Below are 14,890 nucleotides of genomic sequence, written 5' to 3' on the forward strand. Positions count from 1 at the left end.
TTCACTCTTCCTCGTAGTTGTAGTATGGTTATTGAATTTTTTTCTAATACAATTTTTTCATAAAAAAACATCTGCACCATTTTGGTACAGATGTTTTTTTACTTATGCCTTTTTCTTAAATAAGTTTGCAATACTTAATGCAAGCCCTCCCCAAATGACTACTATTCCAATAACCATCATCATAATCGCTGATCCACTCATTATGAAACACCTCGATCTTTCCATTCTTTTTCAAGCTTGGCAGAATCCGAATGAATTTGTGCATCCCATTTTTTCAGGCCAATGATTATTGCAACTATGAGGAATGCTGCTGCTATCGACCAACCATACGTTACAACAAAATCAGTCGGATAATCTCCGTAGTTCTTTTTAATATTTTGGATTGTACCATCAATTAGCATATACCCTAACATAAGCGGAGTAATAACGAGTAAACTCACTCTCCAAAACGTTCCTAATTTAATATCAGATACAAAGTTTGCATGATTTTGATAAACTGGTAAACGGCGTAAAATGAGCCCTATCGTAACTACTTCCGCAAGTGCAATTGTAATTAATCCGAAATTATTAGCGAAATAGTCGACAACATCTAAGAACATAAGTCCACCACGTGTTGCAAAAACAAGAGAAACTAACACGAGAAGAGTTCCCATAATTCCAATAGTCTTTTCCCGACTTAAACTGAATTTTTCAGATACAGCGGCAAAGCATACTTCCGCGAGTGAAATAAGTGATGTAATTCCAGCAACCGTTAACGATAAGAAAAATAAAACACCAAACAACGGTGACATCGGCAATTCATTAATAATTTGGGGAAATACTACGAACGCAAGCCCAACGCCAGCACTTGCTACTTTATCAACTGGTACTCCCATATTATTTGCCATAAATCCAAGAGCTGCAAAGACCCCAATACCTGCTAATAATTCAAATCCTGAGTTTGCAAATCCAGTAATAAAGGCATTATTTGTTGTATCCGAGTTTTTCGGTAAATAACTAGAATACGTAATCATAATTCCAAATGCTAAAGATAAACTAAAGAATATTTGACCGTAAGCAGCAAGCCATACTTTCCCATCAAAAATACGACTCCAATCTGGTTTAAAGAATGCATCTAGTCCTTGCATAGCACCTTCCATCGTCACTGCACGAACAACAATAATAAGGAACATAACAACTAATAAAGGGATAAATATACGATTAACAACTTCGATTCCTTTTTTAACTCCTTTAAATGCAACGCCAAGCACAATAATCCAAACGAGAGCTAACGGAATTAATACTTCTGGTACAAGTCCTCCAAATTGTCCTGGCTTATCTGCAACATGTAAGTACTCTTTAAATAAAAATGATTGCGTGTCTTTTCCCCATGCTCCAGTGATTGCAAAGTATGTATACGATATAGACCAAGCAATAATCACTGCATAATATGTTGAAACGATAAATGTTACGCACATTTGCCACCATCCAATAAATTCTGCACGCGGGCTAATACGGAAAAATGTAAGTGGTGCCGAACCACGATGACGATGACCAAGGGCAAACTCAAACGCTAACAATGAAATACCAGTCGTTAATAATGCAAATAAGTACGGTAAAAAGAATGCTCCTCCTCCATTTTCATACGCTGTATAAGGAAAACGCCATATGTTTCCTAATCCAACGGCAGATCCGACCGCTGCGAAAATAAATCCAGCTCTCGTTCCCCATTGTTGCCTCGTTTCCATGTTTCCTTCCCCCTTTATGACAAGTTCATACTTGGATTATATTTCAAATTGACTAAATTATCAATAAATTCTGTTAATTTTTGCGAAAATTAACATCTCTCTCCTATTAACGGCATAAAAAAATCGAATAGACAATTATTCGTCTATTCGATCTTTCATCTGTTTTAATATTTTCTTTTCAAGTCTTGAAACTTGTACTTGCGAAATGCCTATGCGCTCTGCTACTTCTGACTGTGTTTGATCTTTATAGTAACGCAAGTATACAATTAAGCGCTCTCGTTCATCTAGTTCTCTAATCGCTTCTTTTAAAGCAATTTTATCGAACCATTTCGTTTCAGATTGATCTGCAATTTGATCTAAAATAGTGATTGGATCTCCATCGTTTTCATATACAGTTTCATGTATAGATGAAGGGGCCCGGCTCGCTTCTTGTGCTAGAACAACTTCCTCTGGCGTTAGTTCTAGTGCCTCTGCCACTTCATTAATCGTTGGAGCCCTTCCGAATTCTTTCGAAAGCTCATCTCTCATCTTTCGAATTTTGTTTCCGGTTTCTTTTAAAGACCTACTAACTTTCACTGATCCATCATCGCGTAAGAAACGTTGTATTTCACCAATAATCATTGGAACTGCATATGTTGAAAATTTCACGTCGAAAGATAAATCAAATTTATCTACCGATTTCAAGAGCCCAATACATCCAATTTGAAATAGGTCGTCTGGTTCGTATCCTCGATTAAGAAACCGCTGTACAACCGACCAAACGAGGCGCATATTACTTTGAACGATTGTATCTCTCGCTTGTTGATCTCCATCTTGACTTTTTTGAATTAACGCTTTTAGCTCGTGGTCCTTTAACTGAGGTTTCTTCTTCTCATTTTTGACCTCTATGTCCATAGGCTATTCTCCTTAATTGCATAGAGCGTTACTATTTGATAAGTATTTTGTCAAATGGATTGTTGTCCCGAAAGATTCGTTTGAAATAACTTCTACTTCATCCATAAAATTTTCCATGATAGTAAATCCCATTCCGGAACGCTCTAATTCAGGTTTAGTTGTAAAAAGGGGTTGTCTCGCTTCATCTAAGTTAAAGATTCCAATCCCTTCATCTCGAATCGTGAGTTTCACCATTGCTTCTTCCAAAATTACAGAAATATAAACAATACCTTCTGCATTTCCTTCGTATCCATGAATAATTGCATTTGTAACCGCTTCTGACACAACTGTTTTAATCTCCGTTAATTCTTCCATCGTTGGATCTAGTTGTGCAATGAAAGCCGCCACTGTAACGCGTGCGAATGATTCATTTTGACTTAATGCTGAAAATTGAAGGTTCATTTCATTTCTCATCTATGCCACCCCCAACGTCGCGAGCGCGTGCGCTTCACTTTCTTCTAAGCGAACGATTTTGAATAAGCCCGACATTTCAAATAAACGCTTAACAGGCGGTGAAATTGCACAAACAACCATTTCTCCACCTAATCCCTTTACGTGTTTATATCGGCCTAATATAACACCTAGACCAGAACTATCCATAAACGATAAGTTCTCTAGGCTCAAAACAATATGATGAACACCATGTGTCTCAATCATATCTGTTACTTTCGTTCGCAACTCTTCAGCCGTATGATGATCTAATTCACCCTCTAGTCTCACACATAGGACGTCACGTTTTACTTCTAATTGCATGGAAAGACTCACACGATTTCCTCCTTATGCTCAAACTTTACTTATTCACATACATAAAGATTTTCGTGATATAAAATAAGAATCCTTCCTGCTGACAAAAGAAGAACTATTTCGTCATAAAGTGAAACCTTTCAGCATTATTCACTTACATACGAATAGAAAAGCGGCAAAATATTTGCCGCTATTTTGATGTTGAAAACATCCCAAAACTTCTTTTAAATAACTCCCACCAGCTCGCTGCAGCAACATCTTCTTTTGCTATAATTGTTTGTTTTAATAAAACATCTTTATCTTTTTTTATAACAAGTGTGCCAAGCGCGTCACCTTTTTTAATCGGTGCTTTCACTTTCTTTTCAGCAATTACTTCTTGTTTTATCTTGTCCATATTCTCGCCCTTCTTCATAAGAAGAGAAACATTATCTGACGCAACTAAATCTACTTTTTCTTTTTTCCCTTTGCCTACTTGAACTGTCTTAATTTTTTCGCCGCGCGTATACAATTTCTTTGTCATATATTGTCCAAATGCATAGTCAAGAAGCTTTGTCACTTGGTTGTTCCGTTCTTTTGATGTTGGTGCTCCCATGACAACTGAAATGATACGCATACCATTTTTTTCAGCCGATGCTGTTAAACAATATTTCGCTTCTGTCGTAAAACCTGTTTTTACTCCATCTACGCCAGGATAAAAACGTACTAGCTTATTCGTATTAACGAGCCAAAACTTTTTATCCGTATCTTCACGTAAATAATCTTCGTACTTACCTGTGTATTTACGAATAAGTGGATACTTCATCAATTCTCTCGCCATTATAGCCATATCATTTGCTGTCGAATAATGGTCTTTGGCCGGAAGACCTGTTGGGTTTTGAAAATGTGTATTTTTCAGCCCTAAATCTTTCGCCTTTTTGTTCATCATATTTACAAATCCTTCTTCTGAACCTGCGATATGCTCGGCTACTGCAACAGATGCGTCATTTCCAGATGCAATTGCAATACCCTTTAACATCTCATTTACAGTCATCTCTTCCCCAGGTTCTAAAAAGATTTGCGATCCACCCATTGAAGCTGCATGTTCGCTTGCTCTAACTTTATCGGTCAGTTTTAGTTTTCCTTTTTCAACTTGTTCCATAATTAAAAGCATTGTCATAATCTTTGTCATACTAGCAGGTGGTAATTTTTCATTTGGGTTTTTATCAAATAAAACTTTACCTGTATCTTGCTCAATTACGATTGCTGACGACGCTTGTTCCGCTAACTTCGGCGTTGTTTCTTCTGTTTTCTCCTGCTTCGTTTTCTCAGATTGCGCAAAACTCACTGAAGTTCCAGAAAGCAATAACATGAAACAAACAAGTATTCCAAAAACTCGCTTCATGACTAACCCTCCATTCTATATCAGACCTATTTTTTCCAATTTCTCTTTTTTTAATACCAAATTTTTCTATTATTTTCAGTTGACAAATACATTCGTCCCCTATATTGTATTAAGTGTATTACACACAGTAATACACTTAATACATATGAGGAAGGAGACATTGCTCTTGCATATTCAACTTGACCCAAGAAGCAACACTCCGATATGGGAACAAATTGTTCAAAATATAAAAGAACTCGTATTGAAAAACATGTTGGCTCCAAGTGATAAACTTCCTTCTGTACGCGAACTCGCTTCTTTACTCGTTATAAATCCAAATACAGTGAGTAAAGCGTATCAAGAGTTAGAGCGACAAGGAATTATTGAAACGTTACGAGGAAAAGGAACATTTGTATCCCAATCGATTACCCCAACATTAGACGAAAGGAAAATCGCTATGGTTGAAAAGCAATTTCATCAATTACTATTAGAAGCCTCTTATCTTGGTATTACGAAAGATAAAATTCATGATTGGATAGATTCATACTATAAAGAGATTGGAGGGAATACGGATGTTGAAAGTGACAAGCTTGAAGAAAACAATTGATAATCAAACAATTTTAGACGATGTTTCTTTCACATTACAAAGAGGTAGTATCGTCGGATTACTTGGAAGAAATGGTGCGGGGAAAACAACTTTATTACGAACGATAGTCGGCATTTTAGACCCAGATGAGGGAACTGTTACATATGAGGATATCGACATTCATAAGAATCCTGAAACGAAACAAAAAATCGTATATGTCCCGGATTCTACTAACATACTGAACGGTTATACAGTAAAAGAAATCGTGAAGTTTTATAAAGCAGTTTATACAGCATTTGATGAACCATATTTCTACGAACTACTAGAACGTTTCAACTTACCAAACAAACGAATTCGTAGTTATTCAAAAGGAATGAAGGCACTGCTTGCCATCATTTTAGCTGTTGCTGCACAGGCAGAATATATTATTTTAGATGAACCAACAAACGGACTTGATCCTATCGTTAAAAGACAGATTTTACAGTTTCTCGTTGGAGAAGTTGCAGAAAAAGAGATTACCATTTTCATATCTACCCATCATTTAGATGAAGTTGAACAAATTGCAGATACAATCATCATATTAAAAGGACATACCGTATCTTCTATTACATCGCTAGACGATGCAAAATCACAATTTGCTAAAATCCAAGTAGCTTATGAACGTTCACTACCTCAAAAACTAGAAAACTTAAGCAATATTAAAATATTAAATCAAACGGGAAAAGTATATACGATTTTAATTGAAGGAAATGTAGCTGTAACGCTTGAGAAGTTTTATAAAGAGCAACCTATACTCATTGAAGAATTAACAATGTCACTTGAAGATGTCTTCGTTACGACACTGGAGGAGGATGGGTATGTTTCATAAGGCGTTGTGGATGTGGAATTGGAAGCGCGGGAAATATGCTGTGTTACTATTCTTCTTTAGTTCGCTTTACTTGTTACCTTTTGGCTACTATAGAAGTGCTCAGCAACAACTTGATGTGTATTACGAATTACAAGAAAAGGGAAAACAGTATTATTATTTTTATGCCTTTTCTTCAGGAGAAGGTAATAGTTTTTGGTTAACTGTTCTTATCATTGCTTTAGCCTGCTTATTGATAGGATGGGAACGTAGCAACCAATCGAATACACTACTTATGACAATGCCGTTTAAAAGAAAAGATGTTTTCTTATCTAAATGGACTTTCGGTGCACTTTGTATTGTGAGCTCGTTACTTATAAATTGGATCCTTATGTATGTTATTTATAGAACAACCTTTCATTTTGATTATCAATCATTTAGTCCTTTTCATCGATACTTTCTTTATGCGATTTTTTCTTATGTTGCAGTCTATACAGCTGCACTATGCATCGGTACTTTTACTGGAAGCGTTGTTTCGCAGGTTGTTTTTTGTGTTCCGTGGTTACTAGCAAGGGTTACATTTATTACATTACTATACACTTTTACAATAAACCATTTAGATGCTGCAAATATTAAAAATGAAAACTTATATCAACAACTTTATGAAATCAATCAAAAAACAAATATAGTTGCACCAATTAATCACTTTTCTATCAATTATTACTATGATCCGGAATCCCGTAAGATCGAGAACAATCCAACTATTTTAAGAGATCCAGCATCTCATATATATTATTCAGCCAAATCAATGTTAGTCCCTATTTTCTATACGATAGTTTACTTACTACTTGGAACATATTTATACACACGATCGCCAAATGAAAACGGTCAGAAGATATTTATTTTCCAAAAGCATTTACGAATATGGATATGGGGGACAACCATTTACTTTGCATTACTAGGCGGCTATAAAATAAACCATTTTCATTTCTTACCTAGCTACTATATCGGTTTGTTTCTAACTGGAATCATTACTTATGTTATATTATCACGCCTAACAAATTATAAAGTTTTTTAAAGGAGAGATCCTATGTTTCAAAAAGCACTGTGGCTAAGAACGTATCAACAAAGTAAATATGTTGTATGGTTATTTTGGCTCGTCAGCTTCTATACTTTGTCATATCAATACTATATGACTTCTATTCAAGAGCAACACTTTCTAAATGACAATAAAAAATGGAACTATGTATATCATTATCACTTTGATTTAACACTCCTAGATTCTATCATGCTGTTAGGTAGTGTACTTATCGTTCTAGCTTGTACGTTAATTGGATGGGAAAGACAAAATAACGCTAGCGACTTGTTATGGTCTATGCCTTTTAAACGTTCACACCTTTATATAACAAAATGGTTGTTTGGAATCTGTAATATCACCGCTGTTGTCGTTTTAAACTGGGGACTATTTGCTATTATGAAAAAGTTAACTTTTCATAATAAATATCAAGTATTCTCTCCCTTTCATAGTTATTTTATATACATGTTAATTGTATTAATCGCTATTTATACAATTGCCTTATGTGTAGGTACAATTACAGGGAATATTATATCGCAAGGGTTTCTCACTACAGTTATATTAATCTTCCCAGCTTTACTTCCATCACTTATTTCAGGAGTCATTGCTGTTCACTCAAACACTGAATTTCATGAGGACAACGGCCTTATACATGATGTGATGGAAAACATACGTATTTCTAGTCCAGCAGAAGATTTTCGTATTTACTTTAATTATGATCCACAAAGCGCTTATACTGATCAAAATGGAGTACGCCATAACGAACCAAACTTTACAAAGATTCCACCAGCAAAAACATTGATTGGACCTATTGCACATATCATTATTTTATTACCACTCGGTATATATTTATATGCCCGTTCAGTCAATGAGCGAAATGGTAACTATTTATTATATCCAAAGCTACAAAAAGTAGTATTAGGTTGTGCGATTTTCTTTGGTGGAATCGTTGGAGGTTTAATACTAAGTCGTGCGCAGTCATTGTCAAGCTTTTACATCGGATTTTTGGTGACTAGTTTAATTACTTATTTCTTCCTACCTAAAATATTAAAATGGAAAGTATCTTGGAATTTCAAATAAAATAACCTCCTCTTAAAGAGGAGGTTATTTTACATTCTCTCTCCTATCCCCATACACCATCTCTTCTTTCATCCCAAATCCATCACCATTTTGCACAATTTGCTCTGTCGGTGCAACTACACTTTCGGCAATTTTCCATTCCCCACGCTCTTTTACGAATACTTGTAGAAAATAGTTCATGCCATCTAATTGATATGCATTTTCTTTTTTCACATTATAGTGAATCGCAATGTAGTACACTTGAATGTTTTCTTTCCCTATTTTTGATACGTATTGCGATAGTCTCGGTATATAAAGTGCTGCTTTCTGAAAAGATAGTTGCTTCGCTTTAACAAGCGATGAACTTGTTACATTACGTAATGTGTCCCGATTACGAATATTATCGCTATGGTGGAATAATACTGCGTTTTGCATAGAACGAACCCATAATTTCGAATATAAGACTGTATTATCGTTTTCGATGTACTTCACTTCTTTTCGCACCACTTGGATAGGCGTATCTGCGTACGTGAATGTTTGAAAACAGAAAAAACTACCAAATAAAATGGTAAGTGCAGCAATATATTTCATAATCTTTCCTCCGATCTTTTAATTAAAGTATCGGAGTTTCAAAATATTTTTATTCAAAAGAAAAAGGATAGGAGTGCTTTCGCTTCCTATCCTCATTTATTATAATACGCGGCCAAATAGTTCTAAGACCATTTCTATTTCTTGGTCGCTCCAACCTTTAAATCTCTCTTTATAATATTCTTTACGCACAGCTTCAAGTTTTTCAGTTACTTCTCTTCCGTGCTCTGTAATTTCTAAGTACACGATTCGACGATCTGAATTAGAACGTTTTCTTTCTACTAATCCTTTTCGTACGAGACGATCTGTAACAGCTGTAATATGACTGGAGGTTACGTTTACTTCACTCGCAATTTGCGAAGCCATCTGTGGACTGTTTAAAAATAACGCACGTAATACAGAAAATTCATTATATGGCATATGTTCTGCAAAACGTGTATTAATATCATTTTGTAATAAACGTATCATTTTTCGAAATGATGCAGATAAATCTAAAATCAGTGTTTCTCTTTTTTCGTTCAATAGCCTCGTCCCTTTTTTATCATATTTACACATATTATAATCTATAAATACCTATGTTGTATATGCTTTCTTTCCTCAACATTCTCATTTATGTAACTTTTTTCATATAAATTTCTTTTTTGTTCACACATATACATATAAAAAGGATGGTGATGGAAAATGCAGGGTGGAATGAACCCTTATTTACACAACGTACGCACTGCTAATACTGGTAAAGAAGCTACTATTACTGTACAAGGAGAAGGTGTTGTAAAAGCAAAACCGAATGTTGTTATATTAACACTCGGCATTCGAACAGATGATAAAAATGTAAAACAGGCTCAAGAAGAAAATGCAGTGCAATCCAAACAATTGCTGGATGCACTTAAACAGCTTGGTATTGCCGATAAAGATATAGAGACGATTTCTTATACAATTACTCCTCAATACGAATATGTAAATGATAAAGCATTGCTGCAAGGATACCGTGTAGAGCATTTGTATGAAATTACCGTTTTAAATGTACAAAAAGCTGGGGAAGTATATGATATAGCCGTTTCAAATGGCGCAAATGTAGCAAAAGGTTTACGTTTCCGAGTATCTCATCCAAATAAATATTATGAGCAAGCTCTCATTCAAGCTCTGCACCAGGCAGTAGAAAAAGCTCGTGCTATTGCGAGTACATATAATTTAAATATTAATCCTGTTCCCCTCTCATTCGTTGAAGAATCTGCCCAATTACCAAGGGAGATTACGTCTTATGCTACTTTACATGCGCAAGCAGCTCCACCCATTCAATCGGGTGAATTAGAAATCATTTCAACAATACGGGCAGTTTTTACGTATTTATAAATAATTTCATTTATAAGTAAACGTTATCATTTTCCTTGTTGTAAAAACATGATGTTCTGATATAATAAAGGACGGTGAGCTCTTACGAAAGAGATATCACGGGTGGGAGAGGGATATGAAAAAGAAGGTTTAACATGAAAGGAATACTTGAAAGAACATTTAAATTAGGTTTACACGAAACATCACCAAAACAAGAAGTTTTAGCTGGAGTTACGTCATTTTTCACGATCGTATATATTATGATTGTAAATGCGTCAATTTTATCCGATGCTGGCATTCCTCTTGAAGCTGGAATTTTAGCAACTGTTTTCAGTTCATTTGTCGGATGTCTACTCATGGCATTTTGGGCAAATGCACCTGCTATTCTTGTCCCTGGTATGGGTGTAAATGCATTCTTCACGTACACAGCTGTGCATACGCTTGGACTAACTTGGCAAGAAGCATTGGCTGCTGTCTTTATCTCTGGTATTATTTTTGCAATTGCCGCTTTTACACCAATCGCTCGCGTGCTATCAGTATCAATTCCAAAGTCATTAAAGGAAGCGATTACTGTCGGCATCGGATTATTTTTAGCGTTTATCGGATTGCAAAAAGGTGGTTTAGTCGTTTCGAACCCAAATACTGCTGTTGCAATGGGTAAATTAAGTAATCCTGTCGTTCTTGCGACCGTGCTTACTCTTATCGTTGCACTTGTACTATTTATTCGTAACGTACGTGGAAACTTTTTATGGACGATTGCAATAGGAACTGGTATTGCATGGCTATTTGGCCTTGTTGATACAAGTCAAATCGGAAATAGTTCATTCTCATTCGCTAATTACGGCGATGTGTTTGGAGCTATGTCATTTGGCAAACTTTCTTCCTTACCGTTTTGGATTGCAACATTCTCCTTAAGCATGGTGCTTATTTTTGAGAACATGGGACTTCTGCACGGTTTATTAGAAGATGACCGTAAATTCCCACGTGCTTACCAAGCCAATGCAATTTCAGCAATGACATGTGGTCTATTTGGCACAAGCCCTACCGTATCAACAGTAGAGAGTGCCGCAGGTATTACTGCAGGCGGAAAGACAGGTCTGACGTCTATCGTTACGGGGTTGTTATTCTTTGCATCATTGTTTGCACTTCCGTTTGTCAAACTAATTCCTGATAGTGCCATTGCACCAATCTTAATTATTATTGGCGGCCTGATGATTACAAGCATTCAGCAAATTCCTCTGAACGATTTTTCAGAAGGATTTCCAGCGTTCTTAATTATCGTCATGATCCCGCTCACATATAGTATCGCTGATGGCATTGCGTTCGGATTTATTGCTTACCCTATCTTAAAAGTTGCTCTTGGAAAGCGTAAAGAAGTCGCACCATCTATGTATATCATTACATGCTTATTCTTAGCTATGTTTGTATTACATGCTATTGGTTAAGAAAAAACACCGGGGAAATCCTCGGTGTTTTTTACTTAAACCATCCTTTTTTATAAAACCAGGCCATCATTCCGCCGCCAATTAATGCCATTAGAAGAAGACAAATAAAATAACTATATTGTCCACCAAGCTCTGGCATATGCGTAAAGTTCATTCCATATACTCCCGCAATAAATGTTAATGGCATAAAAATAGTCGAGAATACAGTTAATGTTTTCATAATGTTATTCATATGATGTGAGTTTAATGAAAAATAACTATCCCGAATATCCGCCGTTAACTCTCGACTTGCCTCAATCATTTCCGTAAGTTTAAGTAAATGATCATGTATATCTTTAAAATAAATCTCATGATCACTTATACCGTAAAAACGAGTGGAATTCAAAATACGATACAATAAATCACGCATTGGAATAATTGTACGTCTTAACTTAGATAAATCTGCCCTAATATCAAATACTTCTTCTAGCACGGCTCCTGCTGTCTCACCTGTTAAATTATCATCAATCGCATTTAAATGATCTTCAATGTAATATACAGGTGCGAAATAATCATCTACAATTTGATCAGTGATCGTATGTGCTACATGTAAAGGCCCTTTCTTAATCCGCCTCTTCTCACCAAGTGTTTTCCATACTCTTTCAATTGCATTATTATGAGAAAAATGGAAAGAAACAATATAGCGATCACTAACAAACAAATCAATTTCATGTGGTTCTAGCCCATCTTCTCCAAACGCGTGAAGAACTAAAAAGTTATATCCATCATAAAAATCAACTTTTGGCCTCTGTACATATTCTAGACAGTCTTCAATTGCAAGGGGATGGAACTTAAAATGGTCTTGCAGAATATATGTATACTCTTCTTTCGTTGGCTTATATAAATCTAGCCAATACCATACAATATGGTCTTTCTTTGTTTCTTCTAGAGAAACATCATATAATACTTCATCTGTTTTTGTTACTGCACAAATTCTAATCATAATTTCACCCATTATTATTATAAACAAAAAATAGTAAAAAAAGCCAAGGAGAAATCTCCTCAGCTTTTTTTTATTACTTCGTTACGATACCGTGTACTAAAGTTGGTGCATCTACGTGTTCTTTAGAGATCTTCATGTTCTCATAAATTTTCGCTTTTACATCTTCAACATTTTCGCGGTTTGCGTAAATTGTAACAAGGGATTCACCTTGCTTCACGCTATCGCCTACTTTTTTGCGCAGCATTAGACCAACTGCTAAATCAATTTCAGACTCTTTCGTTGCACGTCCTGCTCCTAAAAGCATTGCTGCTGTTCCGATTTCGTCTGCAACGATTTCTGATACATATCCGTCTTCTTTCGCTTCCACTTCAATTTTAAATTGTGCTTGTGGCAATTTAGAAGGGTCATCAACAACAGATGCGTCACCGCCTTGCGCTGATAAGAACGTTTTAAATGATTCTAGCGCTTTTCCGTTGTTCATTACTTCAATTAGCTTTTCACGTGCATCTTCTAAAGATGAAGCTTGTCCAGCAAGGTACACCATTTGACTTCCAAGTGTTAAACATAGCTCTTCTAAATCTTTCGGCCCTTTACCTTGTAATGTATCAATTGCTTCTTGTACTTCTAATGCGTTACCGATAGCTTCACCGAGTGGTTGACTCATATCAGAAATAACTGCCATCGTATTACGACCAACGTTATTACCGATGCGTACCATTGCTTCTGCTAAACGTTTTGCATCTTCATCCGTTTTCATAAATGCACCTGCTCCAGTTTTTACATCAAGAACAATTGCATCTGCACCAGCAGCAATTTTTTTACTCATAATCGAACTTGCAATAAGCGGAATTGAGTTTACTGTTGCTGTTACATCACGAAGTGCATATAACTTTTTATCAGCAGGTGTTAAGTTACCACTTTGGCCGATAACAGCGATTTTGTTTTCATTTACAAGACGCATGAATTCATCGTTTTCAATTTCCACATGGAATCCTGGAACTGCTTCTAATTTATCAATTGTACCACCAGTATGTCCTAAACCGCGTCCAGACATTTTCGCTACTGGTACACCTAAAGCAGCTACTAATGGACCTAATACAAGTGTCGTTGTATCACCAACACCACCTGTTGAATGCTTATCTACTTTTACACCTTCAATAGCTGATAAGTCGATTGTATCACCGCTATTTACCATTGCCATCGTTAAATCAGCACGCTCTTGATCTTTCATATCTTGGAAGAAAATTGCCATTGCAAGTGAACTTACTTGATAATCAGGAATATCACCATTTGTATATCCTTCAACAATAAAGTTAATTTCTTCTGTCGTTAATGCATGTCCGTCACGTTTTTTTGCAATTAGGTCCACCATTCTCATTGTGAAGTCACCCCTTCATTTGTTTTACGATTGCTTTTACTAATGCTAAGAAGTTAGCTTTAACACGTTCTGTCGTTTCAATTACTTCATCGTGGTGAAGTGGCTGATCTAAAATACCAGCTGCCATATTTGAAATACAAGAAATACCTAATACTTTCATACCAGCATGACGCGCTACAATTACTTCAGGTACTGTTGACATACCAACTGCATCTCCGCCAAGTGTACGAAGCATACGAATTTCAGCAGGTGTTTCATATACAGGACCTGTCATTCCTACGTATACACCTTCTTGTACTTTAATATTTAAGTCTGCTGCAACTTGTTTCGCCATTTCGCGAAGTTCTACTGTATATGATGTAGACATATCAGGGAAACGTACGCCCATTTCAGAATCATTTGGTCCGATTAATGGATTCGTACCCATGAAATTAATGTGGTCTGAAATTAACATAAGATCGCCTGGCTCAAATGATGTATTTACACCACCAGCTGCGTTTGTTACAACAACCGTTTCTACACCTAGTTCTTTCATAACACGAACTGGGAATGTTACTTTTTGCATGTCGTATCCTTCATAGAAGTGGAAACGTCCTTGCATTGCTACTACTGTTACACCTTGAAGTGTACCAAATACTAGTTGACCTGCATGGCCTTCTACAGTTGATACTGGGAATTCAGGGATTTCACTGTAAGGTACTGTTACTGCGTTCTCAATTTCATCTGCTAATACACCTAGTCCTGATCCAAGGATTAGTCCTACTTGTGGTGTCTCTTGAAATTTCTCTTTTAAGTATGAAGCTGATTTTGTAATAAGTTCACGATTCATTTGTTTAT

Annotated in this window: 17 protein-coding genes; 6 read left to right on the plus strand and 11 right to left on the minus strand. The window is 36.0% G+C overall.

Features of this window, described 5'->3' with window-relative positions:
• Nucleotides 1-102: 102 nt before the first annotated feature.
• The 6 genes from ACTJJY_RS03960 to dacF form a co-directional block, all read right to left on the minus strand.
• Entirely contained in the window at nt 103-201 is a 99-nt protein-coding gene (locus ACTJJY_RS03960; RefSeq protein ID WP_000016826.1) for a methionine/alanine import family NSS transporter small subunit, read from the minus strand.
• Entirely contained in the window at nt 201-1,727 is a 1,527-nt protein-coding gene (locus tag ACTJJY_RS03965; protein WP_440605047.1) for a sodium-dependent transporter, read from the minus strand. Before ACTJJY_RS03965 ends, ACTJJY_RS03960 begins: the two co-directional genes overlap by 1 nt.
• A 135-nt stretch (nt 1,728-1,862) precedes the next feature.
• A complete protein-coding gene (gene sigF / locus ACTJJY_RS03970; RefSeq protein WP_000350729.1) occupies nt 1,863-2,621 on the minus strand; it encodes an RNA polymerase sporulation sigma factor SigF in 759 nt (252 codons plus the stop codon).
• A 12-nt stretch (nt 2,622-2,633) separates the two neighbouring features.
• Nucleotides 2,634-3,074 (minus strand): anti-sigma F factor, encoded by a 441-nt coding sequence (spoIIAB, locus tag ACTJJY_RS03975; RefSeq protein WP_001243398.1) that lies wholly within the window; start codon nt 3,072-3,074, stop codon nt 2,634-2,636.
• On the minus strand, nt 3,075-3,425 hold the full coding sequence (spoIIAA, locus tag ACTJJY_RS03980; RefSeq protein WP_000059135.1) for an anti-sigma F factor antagonist: 351 nt from the start codon (nt 3,423-3,425) through the stop codon (nt 3,075-3,077).
• 169 nt (nt 3,426-3,594) lie between these two features.
• Entirely contained in the window at nt 3,595-4,785 is a 1,191-nt protein-coding gene (gene dacF / locus ACTJJY_RS03985) for a serine-type D-Ala-D-Ala carboxypeptidase DacF (protein WP_440605048.1), read from the minus strand.
• Nucleotides 4,786-4,951: 166 nt separating this feature from the next.
• On the opposite strand from dacF, the gene ACTJJY_RS03990 reads away from it, so the two are divergent.
• The 4 genes from ACTJJY_RS03990 to ACTJJY_RS04005 are packed head-to-tail and all read left to right on the plus strand — an operon-like array spanning nt 4,952 to nt 8,349.
• Entirely contained in the window at nt 4,952-5,371 is a 420-nt protein-coding gene (locus tag ACTJJY_RS03990; RefSeq protein ID WP_000548027.1) for a GntR family transcriptional regulator, read from the plus strand.
• Nucleotides 5,337-6,218, plus strand: coding sequence for an ABC transporter ATP-binding protein (locus ACTJJY_RS03995; RefSeq protein WP_440605049.1), 882 nt, complete (start codon nt 5,337-5,339; stop codon nt 6,216-6,218). The genes ACTJJY_RS03990 and ACTJJY_RS03995 overlap by 35 nt, the downstream gene beginning before the upstream one ends.
• Nucleotides 6,208-7,272 (plus strand): ABC transporter permease subunit, encoded by a 1,065-nt coding sequence (locus ACTJJY_RS04000; protein WP_440605050.1) that lies wholly within the window; start codon nt 6,208-6,210, stop codon nt 7,270-7,272. Before ACTJJY_RS03995 ends, ACTJJY_RS04000 begins: the two co-directional genes overlap by 11 nt.
• Nucleotides 7,273-7,284: 12 nt before the next feature.
• Entirely contained in the window at nt 7,285-8,349 is a 1,065-nt protein-coding gene (locus ACTJJY_RS04005) for an ABC transporter permease subunit (protein WP_440605051.1), read from the plus strand.
• Between the two features lie 24 nt (nt 8,350-8,373).
• Here the strand turns inward: ACTJJY_RS04005 and ACTJJY_RS04010 are convergent, their stop codons facing one another.
• Nucleotides 8,374-8,919 carry a hypothetical protein gene (locus ACTJJY_RS04010; protein ID WP_000873787.1) on the minus strand — a complete coding sequence of 182 codons (546 nt, stop codon included), beginning with the start codon at nt 8,917-8,919 and terminating at the stop codon, nt 8,374-8,376.
• Between the two features lie 99 nt (nt 8,920-9,018).
• Nucleotides 9,019-9,438, minus strand: a complete 420-nt coding sequence (locus ACTJJY_RS04015) for a MarR family winged helix-turn-helix transcriptional regulator (protein ID WP_001003307.1) — start codon at nt 9,436-9,438, stop codon at nt 9,019-9,021.
• 159 nt (nt 9,439-9,597) lie between these two features.
• Between ACTJJY_RS04015 and ACTJJY_RS04020 the strand changes: the two genes are divergently transcribed.
• Together ACTJJY_RS04020 and ACTJJY_RS04025 are read left to right on the plus strand one after the other, a co-directional pair.
• Nucleotides 9,598-10,269: an SIMPL domain-containing protein gene (locus ACTJJY_RS04020; RefSeq protein ID WP_440605052.1), complete on the plus strand. Its 672-nt coding sequence runs from the start codon at nt 9,598-9,600 to the stop codon at nt 10,267-10,269.
• Between the two features lie 134 nt (nt 10,270-10,403).
• Entirely contained in the window at nt 10,404-11,693 is a 1,290-nt protein-coding gene (locus ACTJJY_RS04025) for an NCS2 family permease (protein ID WP_000676248.1), read from the plus strand.
• Between the two features lie 31 nt (nt 11,694-11,724).
• Here the strand turns inward: ACTJJY_RS04025 and corA are convergent, their stop codons facing one another.
• From corA to ACTJJY_RS04040, 3 genes are all read right to left on the minus strand, one after another.
• Nucleotides 11,725-12,687, minus strand: coding sequence for a magnesium/cobalt transporter CorA (corA, locus tag ACTJJY_RS04030; RefSeq protein ID WP_002026281.1), 963 nt, complete (start codon nt 12,685-12,687; stop codon nt 11,725-11,727).
• A 61-nt stretch (nt 12,688-12,748) separates the two neighbouring features.
• Nucleotides 12,749-14,053 (minus strand): pyrimidine-nucleoside phosphorylase, encoded by a 1,305-nt coding sequence (locus tag ACTJJY_RS04035; protein ID WP_440605053.1) that lies wholly within the window; start codon nt 14,051-14,053, stop codon nt 12,749-12,751.
• A 7-nt stretch (nt 14,054-14,060) separates the two neighbouring features.
• The gene (locus ACTJJY_RS04040) at nt 14,061-14,882 is read right to left on the minus strand and encodes a purine-nucleoside phosphorylase (protein ID WP_001078446.1); all 822 of its coding nucleotides are present in this window, start codon (nt 14,880-14,882) and stop codon (nt 14,061-14,063) included.
• Nucleotides 14,883-14,890: the final 8 nt, after the last annotated feature.

It is taken from the genome of Bacillus sp. 22475, assembly GCF_052044835.1.
Taxonomy (GTDB): domain Bacteria; phylum Bacillota; class Bacilli; order Bacillales; family Bacillaceae_G; genus Bacillus_A; species Bacillus_A cereus.

What these genes read in the sequence shown, in the direction of transcription:
- ACTJJY_RS03960 (WP_000016826.1), bottom strand. Translation starts at nt 201, where the DNA reads ATGAGTGGATCAGCGATTATGATGATGGTTATTGGAATAGTAGTCATT.
- ACTJJY_RS03965 (WP_440605047.1), bottom strand. Translation starts at nt 1,727, where the DNA reads ATGGAAACGAGGCAACAATGGGGAACGAGAGCTGGATTTATTTTCGCA.
- sigF (WP_000350729.1), bottom strand. Translation starts at nt 2,621, where the DNA reads ATGGACATAGAGGTCAAAAATGAGAAGAAGAAACCTCAGTTAAAGGAC.
- spoIIAB (WP_001243398.1), bottom strand. Translation starts at nt 3,074, where the DNA reads ATGAGAAATGAAATGAACCTTCAATTTTCAGCATTAAGTCAAAATGAA.
- dacF (WP_440605048.1), bottom strand. Translation starts at nt 4,785, where the DNA reads ATGAAGCGAGTTTTTGGAATACTTGTTTGTTTCATGTTATTGCTTTCT.
- ACTJJY_RS03995 (WP_440605049.1), top strand. Translation starts at nt 5,337, where the DNA reads ATGTTGAAAGTGACAAGCTTGAAGAAAACAATTGATAATCAAACAATT.
- ACTJJY_RS04000 (WP_440605050.1), top strand. Translation starts at nt 6,208, where the DNA reads ATGTTTCATAAGGCGTTGTGGATGTGGAATTGGAAGCGCGGGAAATAT.
- ACTJJY_RS04005 (WP_440605051.1), top strand. Translation starts at nt 7,285, where the DNA reads ATGTTTCAAAAAGCACTGTGGCTAAGAACGTATCAACAAAGTAAATAT.
- ACTJJY_RS04010 (WP_000873787.1), bottom strand. Translation starts at nt 8,919, where the DNA reads ATGAAATATATTGCTGCACTTACCATTTTATTTGGTAGTTTTTTCTGT.
- ACTJJY_RS04020 (WP_440605052.1), top strand. Translation starts at nt 9,598, where the DNA reads ATGCAGGGTGGAATGAACCCTTATTTACACAACGTACGCACTGCTAAT.
- ACTJJY_RS04025 (WP_000676248.1), top strand. Translation starts at nt 10,404, where the DNA reads ATGAAAGGAATACTTGAAAGAACATTTAAATTAGGTTTACACGAAACA.
- corA (WP_002026281.1), bottom strand. Translation starts at nt 12,687, where the DNA reads ATGGGTGAAATTATGATTAGAATTTGTGCAGTAACAAAAACAGATGAA.
- ACTJJY_RS04035 (WP_440605053.1), bottom strand. Translation starts at nt 14,053, where the DNA reads ATGAGAATGGTGGACCTAATTGCAAAAAAACGTGACGGACATGCATTA.
- ACTJJY_RS04040 (WP_001078446.1), bottom strand. Translation starts at nt 14,882, where the DNA reads ATGAATCGTGAACTTATTACAAAATCAGCTTCATACTTAAAAGAGAAA.